At 65.6% G+C, this 22,224-nt stretch carries 20 protein-coding genes; 10 read left to right on the top strand and 10 right to left on the bottom strand.

The annotated features are described in order from the left end of the window. Positions 1-91 precede the first annotated feature (91 nt). The gene (locus VHN57_RS16330; RefSeq protein ID WP_278985648.1) at positions 92-976 is read left to right on the top strand and encodes a LysR family transcriptional regulator; all 885 of its coding nucleotides are present in this window, start codon (positions 92-94) and stop codon (positions 974-976) included. Here the strand turns inward: VHN57_RS16330 and VHN57_RS16325 are convergent. From VHN57_RS16325 to hflK, 8 genes are all read right to left on the bottom strand, one after another. Continuing rightward, on the bottom strand, positions 969-2,309 hold the full coding sequence (locus tag VHN57_RS16325; protein ID WP_423286044.1) for an aminotransferase class V-fold PLP-dependent enzyme: 1,341 nt from the start codon (positions 2,307-2,309) through the stop codon (positions 969-971). The two genes, VHN57_RS16330 and VHN57_RS16325, sit on opposite strands and share 8 nt — an antisense overlap. Before the next feature lie 87 nt (positions 2,310-2,396). Further along, the gene (locus VHN57_RS16320) at positions 2,397-3,776 is read right to left on the bottom strand and encodes a cell wall hydrolase (protein ID WP_278985649.1); all 1,380 of its coding nucleotides are present in this window, start codon (positions 3,774-3,776) and stop codon (positions 2,397-2,399) included. Positions 3,777-3,795: 19 nt separating this feature from the next. Beyond that, a complete protein-coding gene (gene cysK, locus VHN57_RS16315; protein ID WP_010338110.1) occupies positions 3,796-4,713 on the bottom strand; it encodes a cysteine synthase A in 918 nt (305 codons plus the stop codon). Continuing rightward, positions 4,710-6,014, bottom strand: coding sequence for an MFS transporter (locus VHN57_RS16310; RefSeq protein ID WP_278985650.1), 1,305 nt, complete (start codon positions 6,012-6,014; stop codon positions 4,710-4,712). The genes cysK and VHN57_RS16310 overlap by 4 nt, the downstream gene beginning before the upstream one ends. Positions 6,015-6,100: 86 nt before the next feature. Beyond that, positions 6,101-7,732 (bottom strand): helicase HerA-like domain-containing protein, encoded by a 1,632-nt coding sequence (locus VHN57_RS16305; protein WP_423284557.1) that lies wholly within the window; start codon positions 7,730-7,732, stop codon positions 6,101-6,103. Positions 7,733-7,849: 117 nt separating this feature from the next. Continuing rightward, entirely contained in the window at positions 7,850-9,358 is a 1,509-nt protein-coding gene (locus VHN57_RS16300) for a Do family serine endopeptidase (protein WP_017500403.1), read from the bottom strand. Positions 9,359-9,486: 128 nt separating this feature from the next. After that, positions 9,487-10,326, bottom strand: a complete 840-nt coding sequence (gene hflC, locus VHN57_RS16295; RefSeq protein WP_004208464.1) for a protease modulator HflC — start codon at positions 10,324-10,326, stop codon at positions 9,487-9,489. Continuing rightward, positions 10,323-11,453, bottom strand: coding sequence for an FtsH protease activity modulator HflK (gene hflK / locus VHN57_RS16290; RefSeq protein WP_172438714.1), 1,131 nt, complete (start codon positions 11,451-11,453; stop codon positions 10,323-10,325). Before hflK ends, hflC begins: the two co-directional genes overlap by 4 nt. A gap of 73 nt (positions 11,454-11,526) precedes the next feature. Between hflK and VHN57_RS16285 the strand changes: the two genes are divergently transcribed. Further along, positions 11,527-12,492 (top strand): Mrp/NBP35 family ATP-binding protein, encoded by a 966-nt coding sequence (locus tag VHN57_RS16285; RefSeq protein WP_017500405.1) that lies wholly within the window; start codon positions 11,527-11,529, stop codon positions 12,490-12,492. Here VHN57_RS16285 and VHN57_RS16280 read toward each other — a convergent pair whose 3' ends face one another. After that, positions 12,493-12,951, bottom strand: a complete 459-nt coding sequence (locus VHN57_RS16280) for a GNAT family N-acetyltransferase (protein WP_169861860.1) — start codon at positions 12,949-12,951, stop codon at positions 12,493-12,495. It abuts the gene before it with no gap. Positions 12,952-13,000: 49 nt separating this feature from the next. Next, complete coding sequence (locus VHN57_RS16275) at positions 13,001-13,678, bottom strand: hypothetical protein (RefSeq protein ID WP_010335914.1); 678 nt, start codon at positions 13,676-13,678, stop codon at positions 13,001-13,003. 163 nt (positions 13,679-13,841) lie between these two features. On the opposite strand from VHN57_RS16275, the gene VHN57_RS16270 reads away from it, so the two are divergent. The 8 genes from VHN57_RS16270 (at position 13,842) to VHN57_RS16235 (ending at position 22,220) form a co-directional block, all read left to right on the top strand. Then, on the top strand, positions 13,842-14,276 hold the full coding sequence (locus tag VHN57_RS16270; protein ID WP_017500408.1) for a CoA-binding protein: 435 nt from the start codon (positions 13,842-13,844) through the stop codon (positions 14,274-14,276). Between the two features lie 39 nt (positions 14,277-14,315). After that, complete coding sequence (locus VHN57_RS16265; protein WP_278986806.1) at positions 14,316-16,595, top strand: xanthine dehydrogenase family protein molybdopterin-binding subunit; 2,280 nt, start codon at positions 14,316-14,318, stop codon at positions 16,593-16,595. Then, a complete protein-coding gene (gene hemH, locus VHN57_RS16260) occupies positions 16,595-17,602 on the top strand; it encodes a ferrochelatase (RefSeq protein WP_278986805.1) in 1,008 nt (335 codons plus the stop codon). Before VHN57_RS16265 ends, hemH begins: the two co-directional genes overlap by 1 nt. Before the next feature lie 19 nt (positions 17,603-17,621). Beyond that, positions 17,622-18,344 (top strand): acetoacetyl-CoA reductase, encoded by a 723-nt coding sequence (gene phbB, locus VHN57_RS16255; protein ID WP_004208456.1) that lies wholly within the window; start codon positions 17,622-17,624, stop codon positions 18,342-18,344. After that, the gene (locus VHN57_RS16250) at positions 18,344-18,634 is read left to right on the top strand and encodes a ribbon-helix-helix domain-containing protein (protein ID WP_004208455.1); all 291 of its coding nucleotides are present in this window, start codon (positions 18,344-18,346) and stop codon (positions 18,632-18,634) included. The genes phbB and VHN57_RS16250 overlap by 1 nt, the downstream gene beginning before the upstream one ends. A gap of 147 nt (positions 18,635-18,781) precedes the next feature. Beyond that, a complete protein-coding gene (locus tag VHN57_RS16245; protein WP_048937656.1) occupies positions 18,782-19,549 on the top strand; it encodes an energy transducer TonB in 768 nt (255 codons plus the stop codon). Between the two features lie 69 nt (positions 19,550-19,618). Beyond that, positions 19,619-20,302: a Fe2+-dependent dioxygenase gene (locus VHN57_RS16240; protein WP_423284551.1), complete on the top strand. Its 684-nt coding sequence runs from the start codon at positions 19,619-19,621 to the stop codon at positions 20,300-20,302. A 283-nt stretch (positions 20,303-20,585) separates the two neighbouring features. After that, positions 20,586-22,220: a TldD/PmbA family protein gene (locus tag VHN57_RS16235; RefSeq protein ID WP_004208452.1), complete on the top strand. Its 1,635-nt coding sequence runs from the start codon at positions 20,586-20,588 to the stop codon at positions 22,218-22,220. Positions 22,221-22,224: the final 4 nt, after the last annotated feature.

The raw sequence follows: 22,224 nt of genomic DNA, 5'->3' as shown, positions 1-22,224 counted from the left end.
GTCGTCCGTTCAGGAACGGTTGGCTTCAGGGTGCTGTGCGCGATGCATATCGTCCAATGCATATTGGATGCGATTAGGATAACATATATGCATGGATATCCTTCGCCTTCGCCACATCCTGACCGTCGCGCAGACCCGCAGCTTTTCGCGAGCCGCCGAGCAGCTCAACATCACCCAACCGGCGCTCAGCCGCTCGATCGCCGCGTTCGAGGTGCGCTATGGCGTGCGGCTGTTCGATCGCAGCCGCAGCGGGGTGATGCCGACCGCGATCGGCCGCCAGATCATCGATCAGGCACGCGATCTCGTCGGGCTGGCATCAGGTATGGATCGCGACCTGCGGCTCCTGGCACGCGGTGAGGCGGGAGAGGTCGCGATCGGCTTTGGCCCGTTGATGGCCAGTCTGCTGCTGCCCGATCTTGGCGCCTATGTGCAGCGCACCCGCCCCGGCCTGCTGCTGCGGACGATGATCCGCACGCCCGACCAGTTGGTCCAGGCGCTGATGGACGATCAGATCGAACTGATCTTCGGCAATAGCTGGCCGCTGGCCGATGTGCAGGGGCTTAGCGTGCAGACGGTCGGGGCGATCGAGGTCGGACTGCTGGTGCGCAGCGGGCACCCGCTGGCCGGGCGGACCGGGCTTGGTCGGGCGGATCTGGGCCCTTTTGCCATTGCCAGCGCGTCCGATCTGGTTCTGGCCGGCTTGCCGGACATGACCGGTGCTTTCATCTGCGACAATTTCCATATCCTGCGGGATCTGACCCTGCGCTCGGACGCAGTCTGGGTTGGGGCGCCGGCGGCGGCGCAGGCCGATATCGCGGCCGGTGCGCTGGTCATGCTCGATCTGGTTGACCGCCCGCCCATACAGAGCGAGATCGCGCTGGTGCGACGGGCCGGCCGGTCGCTCTCACCCGCCGCAATAGCGGTGACGGACGAAGCGCGGCGCCTGCTCACACAGGCGGCGGACCGTCTTAGCTGAACAGTTTCCGCTCCGCCCTGATCGCGGCGACCAGTCGGTCCAGCTCGGCGCTGCTGTTGAACAGGGCAGGCGTCACGCGCAGCACCGGGCCGGATGCGAGTCCGGCCTTGGCCACCACCAGCAGGCGATATTTGTCGAGGAACAGCTTGGCCGCCTGTTTGGCGCCATCCGGGCCTTTCATGCCGGGCAGGCGGAAACCGGTGACGGCGCCGAAGCGGCCGGCCTCCTGTGGCACCAATATCTCCAGTCCGGCGATGTCGCGGACCCGCTCGACCCAATAGTCGCGCAGCCGGACGAGATGGCGATATTTCGCCTCCAGTCCGATCGCATCCTGCACCGCGATGGCGCACGGGATGGTCAGGCGGGCGGCGAAGTCGACCGTGCCGGTCGGGATGCGCGCGCGAATATCCTCCGGCCCATGGATGCGGTTGCCGAGCCAGGGGGAAATGTCCTGCAGCCGGTCCTTGCGGATATAGATGCCGCCGGTGCCGAGCGGCGCGGCCAGCCATTTGTGCAGTGAGAAGCCGATGAAGTCGGCGCCCGTGTCGTCCACTGTAAAGGGCAGGTGGCCGACCGCCTGGGCGCTGTCCAGGATCACGTCGACGCCCCGTGCCTTGGCCATGGCGACGATCGCCTTGACCGGCGGCACCAGCCCGTTGCGGTTGGACAAATGGGTGAGCAGCAGCAGCTTCGCGCGCGGCGTTTCCTTCAATATCCTGTCATAGGCGGCCAGGATATTCGCTTCCGTATGCGGCTCGGGCAGGCTGAAGCGGACGATGCGGGCGCCCCGGCTCTGCTCCAGATAGTCGCAGGCATATTGCATCTCGTCATAGTCGACATCGGCATAGATCACCGCGTCGCCGGCCTTGAGCAGCGCGTAATTGGCGATCAGCGCATAGAGCGCTTCGGTGCCGCCGCCCGACAGCGCGATCTCCTCGGTCTGCGCGCCGAGCAGCTTTGCCACAGCCGCGCGCGACCGGTCCAGTTCGGTGTCGCGCGGATGGCCGGGCGCGGCATTGCGCAGGAACAGCGAATTGTTGCGGTTCACCCATTGCGAATAGGCGCGATAGCTGGCCGCGACCGGCCGGGTCATCGCGCCATAATAGGCCGCGTCGAAGGTCGCGAAATCCCGCTCCACGTCATAGAGGGGCAGCAGTGCGCGCTGTGCCGCCTCGAAATCCGTCATGTCGCCGGTGAAGCGGAAGGGAGCCTCGTCGGGCCATCTGTCGGCGGTGGCGGAAGATGCTACTGCCCCGTCGAGCGCGATTCCAGCCACAAGGGTAGCGCTCAGCGCGTTTCTAGCTCGTCCAAGAAAGTCCCGCCGCGTATCCATCATATCCTCGGGCAATGTGGTATTTTATACCATAACGTTATTCAGATGAGAATCCGCAACGCCATTCGATGTTTTGTTCCGCTCAAGTCACGAGCCAGAAGGGAGGGGATGGGTCGCGATCGTTGTCTCTGACGCTGGTCCCCGCTCGCTCTTTGTCGAAATCGGCGGCGGCGTGATTTTTACCGTCTCAAACCGCTCTTTGCGTCGCACGCCGCTAAGCTGCGGGAGTTGGGTTGCTGTTGGCGGCATCACGACGGGTAACCGATCACGCATGCATTCGCTTTTGTTGGAGCGAGGGGTGGCGGTGCAATTCCATAGCGCGCGCTGCAAACCATTCTGGACATCATGGATATAGGAAAAGCGCATCGACATCAGATTATCGAGTGACAGCGGCAGTTGCTTGGGCGCGTCGCTTCCGACCCAACCCATGATCCGGCATTGGGGACGACCTGCGCAAAAGGTTTGCGCACTCATCGGCCAACTGTCGGGGCGGCTACCACGCGGCAGTTCAACTAGGAAACTGCGCGCGTCGGCGAGAGCGATCAGGCGTACGCCAGCAATGCTTTTGCCGATCAGGTCCAGCCCGATCGCCTGGCGAGCTTGCGCTACAATCGCCTCGGCACTGTCGCCTACGGGTGTTAGCCGGCCGGGCAGGGGCAGGGCGCCGCCCAGATGTGCTGGGGAGAACCGCGCGATCTTGGCGATCAACGGCTCAGTACCTTCATCGCCGCGACGAAAGGCCGGGGGAGTGCCCCACCAGCCGCGCCAGCGAAAGAAAAGGTGCGTACCAACTGCTGTGATCTTGTCGAGGCTGCCGCTCCAATAGGGCACGACCCAGTCGGTATGATAATGGGTGGCGTAGCCGATCGGCTGGAATACCTTGCCCGCCAATGCCGCTTGTGCGATCTCGCGCGCCCTTTCCCAAGCTGCGGTGGAGGGGGTCCGGGCCAGCGCACCGTCACAGGTGAAGGTGAATTGGCAGCCTGTAGCCCGTTCCTGTCCTTGAAACACAACGCCGCATACAGTCTTAGGGAAGGCGGGGTGGCGAACGCGGTTCAAAACCACCTGGGCGACCGCTTGTTCGCCCTTCGCGTCGTCTCCTGCTTCATAAAACTGCGCGGCGGCAAGGCAATCTGTTGCTCGAGCAAGGTCGATCGCTGATCCGCGGAAGATGAAAGGCAGAGCGGCGGGATTGGGATCGGCCGAAAAGGGGATCTTGGCGTTGAGATCACGGGCCTGATTGGCGTCAAGCGTAAATATCTCGACCGGTTCGACCGTCGGCGGCGGCAGAACAGGGCGATCTCGTCGGGACGCTTTATTTGCGTCCATCGTGCCGGAATGTAGGCCATTTCCGGCGTATGGCCGGCTTTCCCAGCCAGCCACTGCCATGGGCAGGCCGACGAACAGCAACAGCCATATCAGCCACATCGCAGGATGTGGCTGGGGGAAGGGAGTGTTGCTGCTCATGCCTAGTGCGTGCGTCCGTTTATTCGGGCAGGAAGTCGGGCACCGAGAGATAGCGTTCGCCGGTGTCATAATTGAAGCCCAGAACGCGGCTGCCTGCGGGCAGTTCCTTCAGCTTCTGCGCGATCGCGGCGAGCGTGGCGCCCGACGAGATGCCGACCAGCATGCCTTCCTGGCTGGCGGCGCGACGGGCATAGTCCTTCGCATCGGCCGGATCGACCTGGATCACGCCATCGAGAATCTGGGTGTGCAGGTTCGCCGGGATGAAGCCCGCGCCAATGCCCTGGATCGGGTGCGGGCCGGGCTGGCCGCCGCTGATGACCGGCGACAGGGTCGGCTCGACCGCATAGACCTTGAGGTTCGGCCACTGCTTCTTCAGCACCTCGGCGGTGCCGGTGATATGGCCGCCCGTGCCCACGCCGCTGATCAGCACGTCGATCGGCGCGTCGGCGAAATCGGCGATGATTTCCTGCGCGGTGGTGCGGACATGCACGTCGATATTGGCGGGATTCTCGAACTGCTGCGGCATCCAGCTATCGGGCGTCTGCGACACCAGTTCCAGCGCCCGTTCGATCGCGCCCTTCATGCCCTTTTCGCGCGGGGTCAGGTCGAAACTGGCGCCATAGGCCAGCATCAGCCGGCGGCGTTCGATCGACATGCTTTCGGGCATGACCAGGATCAGCTTGTAACCCTTGACCGCGGCGACCATGGCCAGGCCCACGCCGGTATTGCCCGACGTCGGCTCGATGATCGTGCCGCCCGGCTTCAGGTCGCCCGATGCCTCGGCCGCCTCGATCATGGCCAGCGCGATGCGGTCCTTGATCGACCCGCCGGGGTTCGACCGTTCCGACTTGATCCACACTTCAGCGTCCCCGAACAGCCGGTTGACCCGGACATGGGGGGTATTGCCGATGGTATCGAGAATAGTGGCAGCTTTCATTGGGCCGTCTCCTGGCTGATGTCCGCCTCCCTTAAGTCGGGTGGGTCGAAAGTGCGTGCAAGGCGCAGTTCGGGAAAGAGTCGCGCCCAGAATATCGTGACGAGAATGGCGCCCACGCCACCCCCGATGACCGCAGCGATAGGCCCAACGAGCGCCGCAAGGAAGCCCGATTCCGCTTCGCCCAGTTCATTGGACGCGGATATGGTCAGTTGCGACAGGCTGGAAACGCGGCCGCGCATCGCATCGGGCGTGTGCAGCTGCACCAGCGACTGGCGCACGAACACCGACACCATGTCGGCGCCGCCCAGCACGATCAGCGCGGCGATGCCGGCCTCCACCGCGATGTCGCTCGGCAGGAAGGCGGTGCAGCCGAAAGCGATCGTGGCCAGGCCGAACAGGATGACCGCCGCCAGCATCTTGAGGCCGACCTGCGTCTTCATCGGCCGGAAGGAGAACCAGAGCGCGGTCAGCGCCGCGCCGATCCCCGGCGCGATCGCCAGATGACCATAGCCGGTCGACCCGACATGCAGGATGTCGCGGGCATAGACGGGCAGCAGCGCGGTCGCACCGGCCAGCAATACCGCGAACAGGTCCAGCGTGATCGTCGCCAGCACCAGCCGGTTGCTCTTGAGGTAGGTGAAGCCGTCGATCATCTGGCGGATCGGATGGCGGCCCTGCTGGCGCGGCGGCTGGGGCACCGGCCCGATCATCATCATCGATATGAGGCCGACGCCGAACAAGGCGGCCGACAGCGCATAGGCGGCCCAGGGCTCGATCGCATAGGCATAGCCGCCCACCGCCTTGCCGAGGATGTCGCCGGTCTGCCAGGCGACCGATGACAGGGCGATGGCGGTCGGCAGCACGGCGGGTGGCACCAGGTTGGGCGCCAATGCCCCATAGGCCGGGCCGTTGAAGGCGCGGGCGATGCCGACGATGACCGCGATGCCGAAGATCAGCGGCAGGCTGACCCAGCCCTCATAGGTGGCGAAGGCCAGCACAGTTGCGGCGAGCATCAGCAGCGCCAGCGTCAGCCGGGTGATGATCCGCCGGTCGAAATGATCGGCCACCCAACCGGTCACCGGCGTCAGGAAGAAGAGCGGCAGGAACTGCGCCAGGCCGATGAGGCCAAGCTGCGCCGACGCCTCGCCCGTGCTCATCGTCTCCCGCGCGACATTATAGGCCTGCCAGGCAAGCAGGATCATCATGCTGTACTGCGCCAGCGTGGCGCAGAAACGGCCGACCAGATAGGCGCGGAAATTGCCGAAATGGAGCGGGTGGGGTGCAGCAGCCGAGGAAGACATGGCCGCGCTCTAGCCTTATCCCGTGGCGGATAGCAACGGGCCGGACATAATCGACCGGCCCCCTGTTCATCCTTACTGGCCTATCCTTATTTGAACAGGCTGCCCAATATGCCGCGCACCAGCTGGCCGGCGATGCCGCCGCCCGAGGATCTGCGGCTCGATCCGCCGAACACGGCACGGCCCAGTTCATTGGCGACCTGGCGGCCGACCGAGGAGGCGGCGGAGCGGGTCGCCGACTGCACCGCCTTGTCGAGGCTGCTGGGCTTGGCCGCCTCGCGCGCGGCGGCGGCGTCGCGACGGGCCTGCTCCTTCAACTCCTGTTCGCGCTGCTTGGCCTCGACCTTGGCCTGGGCGGCGGCGGCCTTGTCGGCTTCGGCCTTGGCCTTGGCAGCCTGCGCAGCGGCAGCGGCGGCCTCGCCGCGCGCGGCGAGGATTTCCTCGGCGGATTCGCGGTCGACGGCGGTGTCATATTTGCCTGCGCAGGGCGAGATCGACTGAATGATCGCGCGTTCCTTGGCATCGACCGGGCCGAGGCGCGAGCGGGGCGGAGCGATCAGTGTGCGCTGGACCACGCCGGGCGCGCCATCCTCCTGCAACAGGGACACCAACGCTTCACCGGTCTTGAGTTCGGTGATCGCCGTCTCGATGTCGAGATCGGGGTTGATGCGGAAGGTGTCCGCTGCGGCCTTGATCGCCTTCTGGTCGCGCGGGGTGAAGGCACGGAGCGCATGCTGCACCCGGTTGCCGAGCTGGCCGGCAATGGCTTCGGGAATGTCGATCGGGTTCTGGGTGACGAAATAGACGCCCACGCCCTTGGAACGGATCAGGCGCACCACCTGCTCGATCTTGTCCTGCAATGCCGCCGGGGCGTCATCGAACAACAGATGGGCCTCGTCGAAGAAGAAGACCAGTACCGGCTTTTCCGGATCGCCCACTTCAGGCAGCGTCTCGAACAACTCGCTCAGCAGCCAGAGCAGGAAGGTGGCGTAGAGCTTCGGGCTCCGCATCAGCTTGTCGGCGGCGAGGATGTTCACATAGCCGCGCCCCTTGTCGTCCACCTTCAGGAAGTCGTGGATGTCGAGCGCGGGCTCGCCGAAGAAATGGTCGCCGCCCTGGGTTTCGAGCTGGAGCAACTGGCGCTGAATAGCGCCGACGCTGGCTTTGGTCACATTGCCGAAGCGGGCCGAGAGCGTATCGGCATTCTCCGCGCAATAGGCGAGCATCGCCTGCAAATCGCCCAGGTCGAGCAGCAGCAACCCTTCCTCATCGGCATATTTGAAGGCGATGTTGAGCACGCCTTCCTGCGTGTCGTTGAGGCCCATCAGCCGGGCCAGCAGCAGTGGCCCCATCTCGCTGACCGTGGTGCGGATCGCATGGCCCTGCTCGCCATAGAGATCCCAGAAGATCGCGGGATTGTCGGCATAGCTGTAATCGGCGATGCCGATTTCCTTGGCGCGCGATACCAGCTTGTCGGCATTTTTGGCGGTCGGCGAACCGGCCATCGAAATGCCCGACAGGTCGCCCTTCACATCGGCCACGAACACCGGAACGCCGAGCGCCGAGAAGCTTTCGGCGATGCCCTGCAACGTCACCGTCTTGCCGGTGCCGGTGGCGCCCGCGATCAGGCCGTGGCGATTGGCCCGGCGCAGGTTCAGATATTGGGGGATGCCGCCGTTCTTTTCGGGCGCGCCCAGACCAAGGAAGATGCCGTCGCTCATGGGCTTATGCTCCTCAAAAACGGGTCGGGCCGCGCCCGCCGGACTGTCTGCTCCTTCTTAGAAGGGAGGCAGGCAATCCGGCAAGCGCGGCCCGTAACGATTGTCGCTTTCGCTGACTTACTTGTCGCGCAGGCGGATGGGCAGGAACAACGGCGCCTGGCCGCGACGCAGCACCTGCAGCAGGATGGCGTTGCGACCCTGGGCCGACACCGCCTTCACCTGTGCATCCAGATCCGCCTGGGTCAGCACCGGCCGGTTATTGGCCGACAGGATCACGTCGCCGCGACGCAGGCCCTTGGCGCCGGCGTCGGTCGATCCGTCGACGGCGGTGATGACGATGCCGCGGGTGTCGCCGGCAACGCCCAACTGGCGGGTGATGCTGGGGGTCAGCGGGATGGCAGAGATGCCCAGCGACTTCTGCGCCGCCTGGGTGTCGCTGCCCTGGTCGCCCTGCTGGCTGAAATCATCATCCTGCTGCTGGGCGAAATTATTGAGTTCGTCTTCGCTCGGGCGCTCGCCCACGACCGCGTTCAGGGTCATGCGCTGGCCGTTGCGCAGCAGCACGATCGGCACGCTCGACCCGATCTTGCTGTTGGCGACGATCGACGACAGATTCTGGTCCGGCGTGACTTCCTGACCGGCGACGCTGACGATCACGTCGCCTGCCTTGATGCCGGCCTTTTCGGCGCCCTTGCCAGGCTCGACGCCCTGCACGAACTCGCCGCGATTCTTGGCAAGGCCGAGCGAATCCGCCATGTCCTCGCCCAGCGGACTGATTTGGACACCCAAATAGCCGCGCTTGATGCTTTGGCCCTGGCGCAGCGTGTCGACGATCGGCGCTGCCTGTTCCGAGGGGATGGCGAAGCCGATGCCGACATTGCCGCCCGAGGGCGACAGGATCTGGCTGTTGATGCCGATCACGTTGCCGCGCATGTCGAACATCGGGCCGCCGCTATTGCCCTGGTTGATCGATGCGTCGGTCTGGATGAACTTGTCATAGGTGCCGCCGGTGCCGCGATGCACGGCGGAGATGATGCCGGCGGTCACTGTGCCCGACAGGGCGAAGGGGTTGCCGATCGCGACGACCCAGTCACCCACGCGCGCCTTGGTGCTGTCGCCGAACTTGACGAAGGGCAGGGGCTTCTTCGCGTCGATCTTCAGCACGGCGAGGTCGGTTGCGGGATCGCGGCCGACCAGCTTGGCGGGATATTCTTCCTTGTTGGTCATGGTGACCGTGATGCTGTCGACGCTTGCGCCTTCGGCACCGGCCGACACGACGTGATTGTTGGTCACGATATAGCCATCGGCCGAGATCAGGAAGCCCGAGCCAAGCGACTGGGCCTGGCGGGTCTGCGGCTTGCCGCCGCCACCCTGGCCGAACAGGTCGCCAAAGGGCGTGCCGGCGAAGGGATTCTGCACGGTGACGCGCTGCTTGGTCGAGATGTTGACCACGGCCGGCTGCAGCTTTTCGACCATGTCGGCCAGGCTTGCCGGGGCGCCGGCGGGTGCAGCGGCCTGCAGGCCTTCATTCTGGGCGGTCTGCGCGCCGACATTGGAACTGGTCGTGACGGCGATGGCGGTGCCGCCGAGCAGCAGGGCGCCGGTGATGGCATAAGCGTAACGCACTCGTGACGGTCCTCTTCAGAAATTCGGGAGCGGGAAGGGCGGGACTCTCGGGGAGCCTTATCGATGCGCCGCCCTGCCTTAACCGATATTGAATGACACTGGTTCCGTAATGATCCTGAAACCTGCTGTTAGCGGCCCTGGAACTGCTTCAGGAACTCATTGTCCTTCGACAATACCATCGTCGTGCCGCCCGCCCGATCCGGGGCGAAGGTATAACGATAGGCCTGCATGGCGCGATAGAAGTCATAGAAATTCGCGTCCTTGCCAAAGCTTTCCGCATAGATGCGGGCGGCATTGGCGTCGGCCTCGGCGCGAATGATCTGTGCCTGCTTCAGGCCCTGGGCGCGGATCGTCAGCGCTTCCTGCTGGCGCGCGGTGCGCATGCGGGTGAAGGCGCTTTCCAGCGGCGTGCCATCGGGCAGGTCGGCGCGCTTGATCCGCACGTCGACGATCTCGGCGCCATATTGGCGCGCGACCCGGTCAAGCCCGGCCTCGATATTCTGCATCACCTGGCCGCGCTCGGGGCTGAGCAGCGCGGCGAAGGGCCGCTTGCCCAGTTCGTTGCGCAGCGCCGAGCCCAGGATCGGGCGCAGCGCGTCCGACACCTTCTCCTCGCTGCCGGCGGAAATATACATGCGCAGCGGATCGACGATGCGGTAGCGGGCAAAGGCATCGACCTGCAGGCGCAACTGGTCGGTCGAAAGCACCTGCTGGCGCTCCATCTCGACCGAGAGCACGCGCTTGTCGATCCAGACGATCTGGTCGAAGAAGGGCACGCGCAGGATGACGCCGGCGCCGGTCTTGCCGAAATCCTCGTTCGGGCGATAGCGGTTGATGATCTGCTTGGGCTCGCCGAAGCGGACGATCACGCCCTGTCGGGTTTCCGGCACGATGGTGACGGTGCTGCCGACCAGGATCAGCAGGATGATCGCGCCGATGGCGAGGGCGATGGGATTGCGCAAGCTCACTGGCCTTCCTCCGTCGCATTGGCAGCCGACTGGGGTGTCCCCTGAGCGCGCCGCTTGAGTTCGGGAAGGGGCAGGAAGGGGGTGACGTTGCCGCTTTCGACGATCGTCTTGTCGACGGTGGACAGGACGCCCTCCATGGTTTCGTAATACATGCGCCGGCGGGTCACGTCGGGTGCCAGCCGATATTGTTCATAGACCTTGTCGAAGGCTGCGGCTTCGCCCTGCGCCTTGGCCGTGACCTGCTGTGCGGCGGCGCGCGCCTCGTTCAGATAGGTCTGGGCGGTCTGCTGCGCGGCCGACACTTCCTTGAAGGCGTCGTTGACGGCAGCCGGCGGATCGGCCTGCTTGATCGCCACGCCCTGGACGCGGATGCCCGACTTGTAGCCGTCGAGAATCTCCTGCATCCGCTGTTCGACCTGCTGCTCGATCTCGGTGCGGCCCGCACCCAGTGCATCGTCCAGGCTGACGCTGGCGACCACCGAGCGCATCGCGCTTTCCGCCACTTCGCGGATCGATGCGTCCGGGTCGGCCAGCTGGAACAGATAGAGTTCCGGATTTCGGATGTTCCAGCGCACCGAATAGGCCAGATCGACGATATTCTGGTCGCCGGTCAGCACCAGATTTTCGCTCTCCGCGCTGGCCGATCCGATGTCGATCGTGCGGATTTCTTCGACATCGACCGTGCGCACCGCCTCGAACGGGGCGGGCAGGGTCAGGCTGATGCCGGGCGAGAGGGTGCGGCTATATTTGCCGAGCAGGGTGACGACGCCGCGTTCCTGCGGGCCGACCCGGTGGAAACTGGTCAGCACCAGCCACAGGACGACGACAATGCCGACGGCGATCGGCCACAGCGCCCGGCCGTTCGCACGCGGCGGCAGGCCACCGAAGCCGCCGCCCTGACCAAAGCTTTCGCGGCTCTTGCGCAGCAATTCCTCGATCGCGGAGGGAGATTTGCTCCCGGCCGGCTTGCCGGGCTGGGTCCAGGGATTGCGCGGGCCATCACTGCCCCCGCCGGACCCGTTCTTGCCCGGTCCGTCATTGCCCTCAGGCCCGTCACCCTTGCCGCCCCAGGGACCCTGGGCCATGGCGCTCGCGATGCCGGGCATCCACCCGAATAATCTTCTCATGTCATCTCTATAGGAATGGCTGCACGCGAAAAACAGTGCCCTTAACGACGATTATTGCCTAGAGGCCCCAGTCATGACCGATATCGATGATTTTGCCGCCCGCCTGAAGACGCTGACCGATGGCCGTGCCAGCGCGCCGCGGGTGAAGGATGGCATCATGACCCTGGCGCTAGACGTGGGCGGTCTGGCGCCCGAACGGCGCGATGCCGTGGCGGCCGCCATCCGCGAGGGCGGCCTGATGCTGCCGGGTGTCACCGATGTGCGCATCGCCATGACGGCCGAGCGACGCGCGCCGCGCATCATCGCCGTGGCGTCGGGCAAGGGCGGGGTGGGCAAGTCGACCCTGTCGGCCAATCTCGCCATCGCTTTGTCTCGGCTGGGGCACAAGGTCGGTCTGGTGGATGCCGATATCTATGGCCCGTCGCAGGCGCGCCTGCTCGCCAGCGAGGACCAGAAGCCGCAGGCGCGCGAAAAGCGCCTGTTCCCGGTCGAAAGCCCGCTCGGCATTCCGATGCTGTCGATGGCGCATCTGGTCGATCCGGGCAAGGCACTGGCCTGGCGCGGGCCGATGGTCGGCAATGCGTTGGGGCAGTTGATCGACGCTGACTGGGGCGACACCGACCTGCTGGTCATCGATCTGCCGCCGGGCACCGGCGATATCCAGCTGACCATGCTCCAGAAGCACAAGCCGGCTGGCGCCGTCATCGTTTCGACGCCGCAGGACCTGGCGCTGATGGATGCGACCCGCGCGATCAGCCTGTTCGAGCAGGCGCAGGTGCCGATGATCGGCCTGGTCGAGAATATGGCCGGCTATGCCTGCCCGCATTGCGGCGAAGTGTCCGATCCGTTCGGCTGCGGTGGCGCGGAAGCGGCGGCGGGTGAGCTTGGCCTGTCCTTCATCGGCCGCATTCCGCTGGCGATCGACATTCGCAAGCGCTCCGACGCGGGCGATCCGCCGGCAGCCGGCGAAGGGCCGCATGCCGATGCCTTCCGCGCCGTCGCCGAAAAGGTCGCGGCCTGGCTGGCGAAGGCCGCCTGATCAGAGGCTGAGGTGCAGGAACTGGTTGAAGGCGCTCGCGCGATAATCGCCGAACGCCTCGCCATTGCCGAAGCCGTGCCGGCGATACAGCGTCAGCGCCGGATCGAAGGCGGGGCCGCTGCCGGTTTCCAGGCTGAGCCGGGTCATGCCGCGCTGCCGTGCCTGCCCGATGATATGGCGCAGCAGCGCTGCGGCCACGCCCCGGCGCAGATGATCGGGATGGGTGCGCATCGATTTGAGTTCGCCCTGGCCTCCGCCCAGATCGCGCAGCGCGGCGACGCCGGCGATGCTGTCGCCATCCCAGGCGGTCCAGACGCAAATGTCGGGCTGCTGCAATCCTGACAGGTCGAGCGCGAAGACGCTTTCTGGCGGCGATTCCGCCTGCATGCCAGCCAGATGGATGGCCAATAGCGCGCGGGTCGGTGCGCCGCTCAGATCGTCTTCGCGAATATCGAACATGGGCTGGGTCTAGCCGTGGCGCGTGCGGTGCGCCACGGCCAAGTCCGGCTTATTTGACGTTGATCTCCAGCGACGGGTCGACCATCGACCGACGCGGTGCTGGCCGGGCGGCCGGCAGCGGCGCGGCGCGGGGCGCGGGCGTGTAGCTCGCGGGGATCGGTGCCGCCTGGCCCAGCATGGGTGCAGGACGCCGTGGCGGTGCCAGCGCGATCTCATTCTGGGTGAAGGCCTGCAGTTCCCGGCCGGCCGGGATGATCGCCGTCTTGCCGGTGATGAAGCCTGCGAACACGCCGGCCGCGATCACGCCGCCGATGGTCGCGGCGGTATTGCCTTCGCCCTCCTGGCGGAAGCTGCCCTTGATCGGGATGCGGCGCCCGGCCACTTCGATATAGCGCAGTTCGATATTCATCTTGCCCGACTTGCCGAACGCGCCCTTGCCGGTCAGCCAGGTCACTTCACCCACGGCGCGGGCGTTCATCGGGATGACGACATAGCCATCGACCATCACCGGGTCGGCGACCGACAGGTCGAACATCGACCCTTCCTTGGCGGTTTTGCTGGACAATTCGCTGTTCATGCGCAGCATGACGGCGGTGTTGGCGGGCAGGACCATGGCCGGACTGGCCTCGGGCGGCTGCATGACGGGCAGCGGCGCATCGGCCTGTGCCAGCAGCGGCTGGGCAGTCGCGGACATGATGGCAAGCGCGGTAATGACGACAGACTTCATCTCAGGCCCCCTGAATACGGCCCGTCCCCACCGGCCGGCGCGAATCGCGCATTGCCGGACCTAGCTGGACGCTGCTTAGGAATTGGTTAGGAGCGGCCAGCGCCAGGCCCCTTGTTCGCGCCTTCGCCCTGCCCATATCGGGGGCCAGAACAGGAGGACCGCCATGCCGCTCACCGCCGCGCAGGATATTGCCGATCTGCTCAACGAAACCCGGACGATCGCGCTGGTCGGCATTTCCGATCGCCCCGACCGGCCGAGCTACAGCGTGATGAAGACGCTGCAGGATCATGGCTATCGGGTGCTGCCGGTCAATCCGCAGATCGCCGGTGAGCATGTCCATGGCGAATTCGTCTGGGATCGGCTGTCGGACATCGGCGTGCGGATCGACATGGTCGACATCTTCCGGCGCAGCGAGGCCGCGGGCGAGGTGGTGGACCAGGCGATCGCCGCTGGCGCCAAGTCGGTCTGGATGCAGTTGGGGGTGATCGATGCCGATGCCGCGGCGCGGGCCGAAGCGGCGGGGCTCAAGGTCGTGATGGACTATTGCCCTGCGATCGAGATCCGGCGGCTTGGCCTTGCGCCGATCGCGGCGGATTAGCCCTAGGCAGCACGGCCCAGCGCCTCTATCAGCAAGGCCATGGCGCGGGCACCGTTGAAACGACGCAAAGACAGAGGTTTGAGCGACACAGGTGTGAGCCGTCGCACGCTGCTGGTCGGTGGTGGCGCGGCAGCGGGACTGGTTCTGGCCTGGGCGGCCTGGCCGCGTAGCTATCGCCCCAACCTCAATGTCGGGCCGGGCGAACAGGTTTTCGACGCCTTCCTCAAGATCGATCGGGCCGGGCAGGTGATCGCCATCGTGCCGCAAACCGAAATGGGGCAGGGGGTGACCACCATCCTGCCGCAGATTTTGGCGGACGAACTGGGCGCCGACTGGCGCACCGTCGCGGTGCAGAGCGCGCCGATCAGCCCGCTCTATGCCAACGGCCTGCTGGCGCGTGACTGGCTGGCAAGCGACTGGACCCGCGTGGCGGGCGATGCCGGCACCTGGGCAATCGACCAATATGCGACGCGCAGCGCGCTGATGCTGACCGGGGCGGGCACGTCGGTGCCGATGTTCCATGACGCCTATCGTAGGGCGGGTGCGGCGGCGCGCGTGCTGCTGTGCAAGGCGGCGGCGGCGCGCTGGGGCGTGCCCTGGGAAAGCTGCGACATCCAGAATGGCATCATCACCGACGGGGCCGAGCGCAAGCTGCGGCTGGGCGATGTGGTGGAAGATGCTGCCGGTTTCACCCTGCCCGACATCCTGCCCTATCGTCAGGGCAATGACGGTCGGCTGACCGGGCAGGATTTGCCGCGGCTCGACACCCCGTCAAAGATCGACGGCAGCCATAATTTCGCCGCCGACATCCGCCTGCCCGACATGGTCTTCGCCTCGATCCGGCAGGGGCCGATTGGCGACGCCGTGCTCAAGGATGCGCGCGATGCCGAGGCGCAGAAGGTCACGGGCTTCCTGAAACTGGTCCGCACCGAGCGCTGGATCGCGGCGGTCGGCACCAACTGGTGGGCGGCGAACCGGGCGCTCGACCTGATCGATCCCAGCTTCACCCTGCGCGGCGCGCCAGTCGACAGCGGCCGCATCGATGCTGCGCTGGAGGATGCCTTTTCCGGGGATGCCGGCCGGCGTCTCTATGTGCAGGGCGACCTGCTGCCGGTGTTCGAGAAGGCGACGATCCTGGCCAGCGAATATCAGGTCGATCCCGGCCTGCATCTCGCATTGGAGCCGATGTGCGCGACGGCGCGGGTGACGGAGGAGGGCACCGAAGTCTGGATGGCGACGCAGGCGCCCGTGCTGGCCCGCGCCGCGATCGCCGATGCGCTGGGCCTGTCGGACAGTGCGGTGACGCTCTATCCGCTCCATGCCGGCGGCGCGACCGGACGGCATATGGATTGGGAGGCGGGCGTGCAGGCGGCGCTGATCGCGCGCGATGTCGGTCGTCCGGTGCAACTGCTCTGGTCGCGGCTGGAGGATGTGATTCAGGATCGGCCGGGCGCGCCGGCCCATGCCCGCATGGCGGCCAAGCTGGGCCGTGGCGGCATGGTCGAAGGCTGGCTGGCCAAGGTGGCGGCTCCCTGCGCCATGACCCAGACCTGGTCGCGCATCGCCCATGGGAAGCTGCCGCATGAGGCTGCTGCCGAAGCGGGCGACAAGGCGACCCGGCTGGCGGTGGCCGGCATGGTGCCGCCCTATGCCATTCCGAACTGGGCGGTGGATCATTATCCCGCCGACGTTGGCCTGCCGCTCGGTTTCATGCGCGGCAATGCGCATCTCCATGGCGCCTTCTTTACCGAATGCTTCCTTGACGAACTCGCCCATCTGGCGGGGATCGAGGCGATGTCCTTCCGCATCCAGATGCTGGGCGGGAACCCGCGCCTCGCCCATTGCCTCTCCACGGCAGCGGCCATGGGCGGCTGGCAGGGGGGCATTGCCGGGAGCGGACAGGGGATCGCCGCGCATATGATGAACGGTGCCTATGCCGCCGTGATGGTCGAGGCGGGGATCGAGGGCAGCAAGCTCAGCGTCCGGCGGATGGTCGCGGCAGTGGATTGCGGCGATCAGGTCAATCCCGATATCGCGCGGCAGCAGATGGAAAGCGGGCTGATCCATGGCCTGGCGCTCGCCATGGGGGCGTCGGTGCCCTATGCCGGTGGCATGCCGACGCGCGCGATGCTGGGGCGGATGAACCTGCCGCGGCTGGGCGACATAGGAGAGATCAGCGTGGAACTGATCCGCAGCACGGCCGATCCGGCCGGCGTCACCGATCTTGGCGCGCCGCTTGCCGCGCCGGCGATCGCCAATGCGCTCTTCACCGTCACCGGGCAGCGATTCCGCAGCCTGCCGATCATGGGGAATGGCTGATGCCTGACAGCGAAGTTGACACTCGAACGCCATCGCGCGTCGGCGTGCTGCTGATCAATCTCGGCACGCCTGACGCGCCGGATGCCACATCGGTGCGCCGTTATCTGGCGGAATTCCTGTCCGACCCGCGCGTGGTGGAAATTCCGCAGATCATCTGGCAGCCGATCCTGCGCGGCGCGGTGCTGACGACGCGGCCGAAAAAGTCGGCCCATGCCTATCAGCAGGTGTGGATGCCCGGCGGATCGCCGCTGGCGGTCTATACCCGCGAGACGGCGGAGGCGTTGCAGCAGGCGATGGGGCCGGACCTGATCGTCGACTGGGCGATGCGCTATGGCAATCCGTCGATCGCCAGCCGGCTCCAGGCGATGACGGCGCAGGGGTGCGACCGCATCCTGCTGGCGCCGCTCTATCCGCAATATTCCGGCGCGACGACCGCGACCGCGCTGGACAAGGCCTTTGCCGCGCTGGCCGACATGCGGCTGCAACCGGCGATCCGCACCCTGCCGCCTTATTATGCCGATCCCGACTATGTCGCCGCGTTGAAGGCGTCGATCGACGGCCATCTGGCGCAGCTCGACTTCAGGCCCGATGCGCTGCTCGCCAGTTTCCATGGCATGCCGGAACGGACGCTGAAGCTGGGCGACCCCTATTATCACCAGTCGGTGGAGACAGTCCGGCTGCTCGATGCGGCGATGGACCTGCCCGTCCATATGAGCTTCCAGTCGCGTTTCGGCCGGGCCAAATGGCTGGAACCGGAGACAGAGGCGACGCTCACCAGATTGGTGAAGGAAGGTGTCCGGAACATTGCTGTCGTGACACCCGGATTTTCGGCAGATTGTCTGGAAACCCTAGAGGAAATCGGACTTCGCGCGAAAGAAGTTTTTTTAGCGGAAGGTGGCGAAAAATTTGCCTTTTTGCCCTGTCTAAACGCATCCCCCGAAGCTATCACCCTCTACCAGCGGCTGGTCGGCCGCGAGCTTTCAGGATGGGTCGACCAGAGGGTCTAGCACAGGAGAGGACAGGCGCATGTCGAGAGTAGCGATCGTGACCGGCGGAACCCGCGGTATCGGGGAAGCCATCAGCCTGGCACTCAAGGAAATGGGATATACGGTTGCCGCCAACTATGCCGGCAACGAGGAAAAGGCCAAGGCCTTCACCGACGCCACCGGCATTGCCAGCTTCAAATGGGATGTTGGCGATCATCAGGCCTGCCTGGACGGTTGCGCTGCGGTGGCGGAAGCGCTCGGCCCGGTCGACATCGTCGTCAACAATGCCGGCATCACCCGTGACGGCGTGCTTGCCAAGATGAGCTTCGACGACTGGAACGAGGTCATGCGCATCAACCTTGGCGGTTGCTTCAACATGGCCAAGGCGACCTTTGGCGGCATGCGTGAGCGCGGCTGGGGCCGGATCGTCAATATCGGTTCGATCAACGGCCAGGCCGGCCAATATGGCCAGGTCAACTATGCCGCCGCCAAGTCGGGCATTCACGGCTTCACCAAGGCGCTGGCACAGGAAGGCGCCAAATATGGCGTCACCGTCAATGCGATCGCGCCCGGCTATATCGACACCGACATGGTTGCCGCCGTGCCGGCACCGGTGCTGGAAAAGATCGTCGCCAAGATCCCGGTCGGCCGTCTGGGTCAGGCGCATGAAATTGCTCGTGGCGTTGCCTTCTTCTGCAGCGACGAAGGCGGCTTCGTGACTGGCAGCACGCTGTCGATCAACGGCGGCCAGCACATGTATTGATGGCCAAGGGCGACGCTTCCGATGGCGCAGCCGCGTCCGGGGCGTCGCCCTTTGCCCCTCCGGTCAAGCGCAGCGTGACCATTGCCGGGCACCAGACCGCGATCAGCCTGGAGCCGATCTTCTGGCAGGCGCTGCGCGATGCCGCTGCCGAGGCCGAATTGCCGATCAATGCGCTGATCGCCCGGATCGACGTGACGCGGATGGCGGCCGACGATCCCCCCAATCTGGCCAGCGCGATCCGCTGCTGGCTTTTCGCCCGCGTCCGGACACAGGATTCGCCGCCGGGCTGAGCGTCTCCCGCCGCTTTCCCTTATTGCTATAGCGTTTCTTCCGCACTTCTGCGCCCGAGCGAAATGCGCTAGGGCCCTGCGAATGAAATTGATTCGCATTATGGTCCGCTGTATCGCGGACTTAGGCTGACGGACGGAGGACGGGCAATGCTGCAGGCGGCACAGGGCAGGGCGGAGGTCTATGCGACCGATTTCGCCGATGTCGGTGACGATCGTCCGATGCCCGTTGCCAGCGGGCGTGCCATCGCTGTTCCAGCCGAACGCTATGGCGCCCGGCGCGGTCCGAACCTGCCCGCCATTGCCGCCATCCTGGTCGTGCATGCGCTGCTGATCGGCGCGCTGATCCAGGTGCGCAATCATGTCGTCCGGGCCGAAGAGGCGAAGCTGACGGTGGTGAACCTGTCGCCACCCCCGCCACCGCCTGCCGCCGAAGCGCCCCCGCCGCCGCCATCCCAGCCGCAGGTCGTGGCGCCGCCGCCGATCGTCCAGACGCCGGTCCCGCCGGTGCAGATCGCTACCACGCCCGATCCGGTCCCCGCGCCATCGCCGGTCGCGGTGTCGGCCCCGCCATCGCCGCCGGCACCTGCCGCGCCGGTCATGGCTGCTGCGGCGCCCTCGGTCGTGCAGGCCGGCGATATCGGCGCGCAGATGGTGTCGGGCAAGCCGCCCCGCTATCCGATCGACAGCCGGCGCAAGCGCGAGCAGGGCACGGTCGTGCTGGCGCTGGTGGTCGGCACCGACGGCGGCGTCGAGAGCATCGGCATCGCCCGCAGCAGCGGCTTCGCGCGACTGGATGATGCCGCGCGCGATGCGGTCAAGCATTGGCGCTGGCGCCCGATCGTCCGTGACGGTCAGGCCGTGCGGGTGAAGGGCGTGGTCGAAATCCCCTTCGTCATCCGCACCGACAAGGCCTGACAGACAGCGCCTCACCGGCGCGCCTCGCCCGACCGCAGGCCCAGGCCATCCCGCCCCGGAGTATCCTTCATGCTGATCGTCATTCCCGACCTGATCGACGCCGCCGGCGTCGCCCACATCCGCGCGCTGATCGATGCGGCGCAATGGGTCGATGGCAATGTCACCTCCGGCCATCAGTCGGCGCTCGCCAAGCGCAACCTGCAATTGCCCGAAAGCGCGCCGGAAGCGCGCCAGGCGGGGCAGATGATCCTCGATGCACTCGGTCGATCGCCGCTGTTCATCGCCGCCGCGCTGCCGCTCAAGATCTTTCCGCCCCTGTTCAACAGCTATGCCGGGGGGCAGGCGTTCGGCACCCATGTCGACAATGCCGTGCGCATCCAGGCCGGCACCGGCTTCCGCGTCCGGTCCGACCTGTCGATCACCGTCTTCCTGGAGGAGCCGGAAAGCTATGAGGGCGGCGAGCTGACGATCGAGACCCATTTCGGCGTGCAGCAGGTGAAGCTGCCGGCGGGGCAGGCGGTGCTCTATCCCTCCTTCTCGCTGCATCGGGTCGAACCGGTGACGCAGGGCCGGCGCGTCGCCAGCTTCTTCTGGATGCAGTCGATGATCCGCGACGATGCCGCGCGGCAGATGCTGTTCGATCTCGACAGTTCGATCCAGCAACTGGCGCTTGATCGCGGCCATGACGATGCGCAGGTGATCCGCCTGACCGGCGTCTATCATAATCTGCTGCGCCGCTGGGCCGATGCCTGAGCCTGCTGTCAGCTTGTGCCTATGGCTAACTAACTGGCAATTATAGCGAATCTATAGTCGTCACGCCGTGCGTGCAGGCGCTGGCTCGCCGCACATGTCGTTCGTCGGCGCTGGTTGCCCTTTGGTCGAAAGCCCGCATGCCACGCCCTGTCGCCCGGAAAAGCCGTTTGACCTCATCTGTCCGGCTCGCAATGATCCGCGCCATCCACGCGGAGGGTGCCAAGGGGGTGGCCTTCGCGACAAGACAGACCCGCGATCTGCGGGCATTCCAGTGGAGGCTATCTTGCATAGACGCGACTTCCTGGCCTTTGGCACCATGGGTGTCGGCGGGCTCGTCCTGCCGTCCTTTTTCGGCAAGGTCATTGCAGCAGAGGATCTGAACAGCGCGCTCGACGTCGGTTTCAAGAAGGGGCTGGCCGACGCCGCGATGAACGCGGCCAAGAGCGCCGGCGCCAGCTATTGCGACGTGCGCGTCGGCCGCTATCTGCGCCAGTTCGTCATCACCCGCGAAAAGAATGTCGAGAATATCGTCAACACCGAATCCACCGGTGTCGGCATCCGCGTTCTCGCCAATGGCGCCTGGGGCTTTGCCGCCACCAATGAACTGAGCAAGGAAGCGGTCGCCAAGGCTGCGCAGCAGGCGGTCGCCATCGCCAAGGCCAATGCGCCGCAGCAGAGCGCCCCGGTCCAGCTCGCCCCGGTCAAGGGCGCGGGCGAGGTCAGCTGGAAGACGCCGATCGTCAAGAACAGCATGGCCGTGCCGATCAAGGACAAGGTCGAGCTGCTGATGGGCGTGAACGCCGCCGCGATGGAGGCGGGCGCCGACTTCGTCAATTCGATCCTGTTCCTGGTCAATGAGCAGAAATATTTCGCCAGCACCGATGGCAGCTATATCGACCAGGATGTCCACCGCATCTGGGCACCGATGACGGTCACCGCGGTCGACAAGACCAGCGGCAAGTTCCGCACGCGCGAGGGGCTCTCCTCGCCGATGGGTCTGGGCTTCGAATATCTCGACGGCGCCGCCAGCGGCAAGACCGTGCTGCCCAATGGCGTCACCGTCTATGGCAACAGCTATGACATGAAGGAAGACGCGATCGCCGCCGCCAAGCAGGCGCGCGCGAAGCTCAAGGCGCCGTCGGTCAAGCCGGGCAAATATGACCTGGTGCTCGACCCGTCGCACACCTGGCTGACCATCCATGAATCCGTCGGCCATCCGCTCGAACTGGACCGCGTGCTGGGCTATGAAGCCAATTATGCCGGCACCAGCTTCGCCACGATGGACAAGCTGCAGGCCCATTTCCAATATGGCAGCGACAAGGTGAACATCGTCGCCGACAAGGTCCAGCCCGGCAGCCTGGGCGCGGTCGCCTATGATGACGAGGGCGTGAAGACCAAGAAGTGGGATCTGATCCGCGACGGCAAGCTGGTCGGTTACCAGGCGATCCGTGACCAGGCCCATATCGAGGGCAAGAAGGAATCGGACGGCTGCGCCTATGCCGACAGCTGGTCCAATGTGCAGTTCCAGCGCATGGCCAATGTCAGCCTGGAACCGGGCAAGACCAAGCAGAGCGTTGCCGACATGATCGCAGGTGTCGAGGATGGCATCTACATCATCGGCGACGGCAGCTTCTCGATCGACCAGCAGCGCTACAACGCCCAGTTTGGCGGCCAGCTCTTCTACGAGATCAAGAACGGCAAGATCACCCAGCAGATCGAGGATGTCGCCTACCAGATCCGCACCCCGGAATTCTGGAATGCCTGCGTCGGCGTCTGCGACCAGAGCGACTATCGCCTGGGGGGCTCCTTCTTCGACGGCAAGGGCCAGCCGGCCCAGGTCTCCGCCGTGTCGCACGGGTCTTCGACCGCGCGCTTCAACGGTATCAACGTCATCAACACCGCGCGTTCGCTCGGCTGATCGC

This window comes from Sphingobium salicis subsp. salicis, assembly GCF_049472635.1.
GTDB lineage: Bacteria > Pseudomonadota > Alphaproteobacteria > Sphingomonadales > Sphingomonadaceae > Sphingobium > Sphingobium yanoikuyae_A.
The sequence above is the reverse complement of the archived record's forward strand: the minus strand, read 5'-3'. Positions and strand labels throughout refer to the sequence as shown.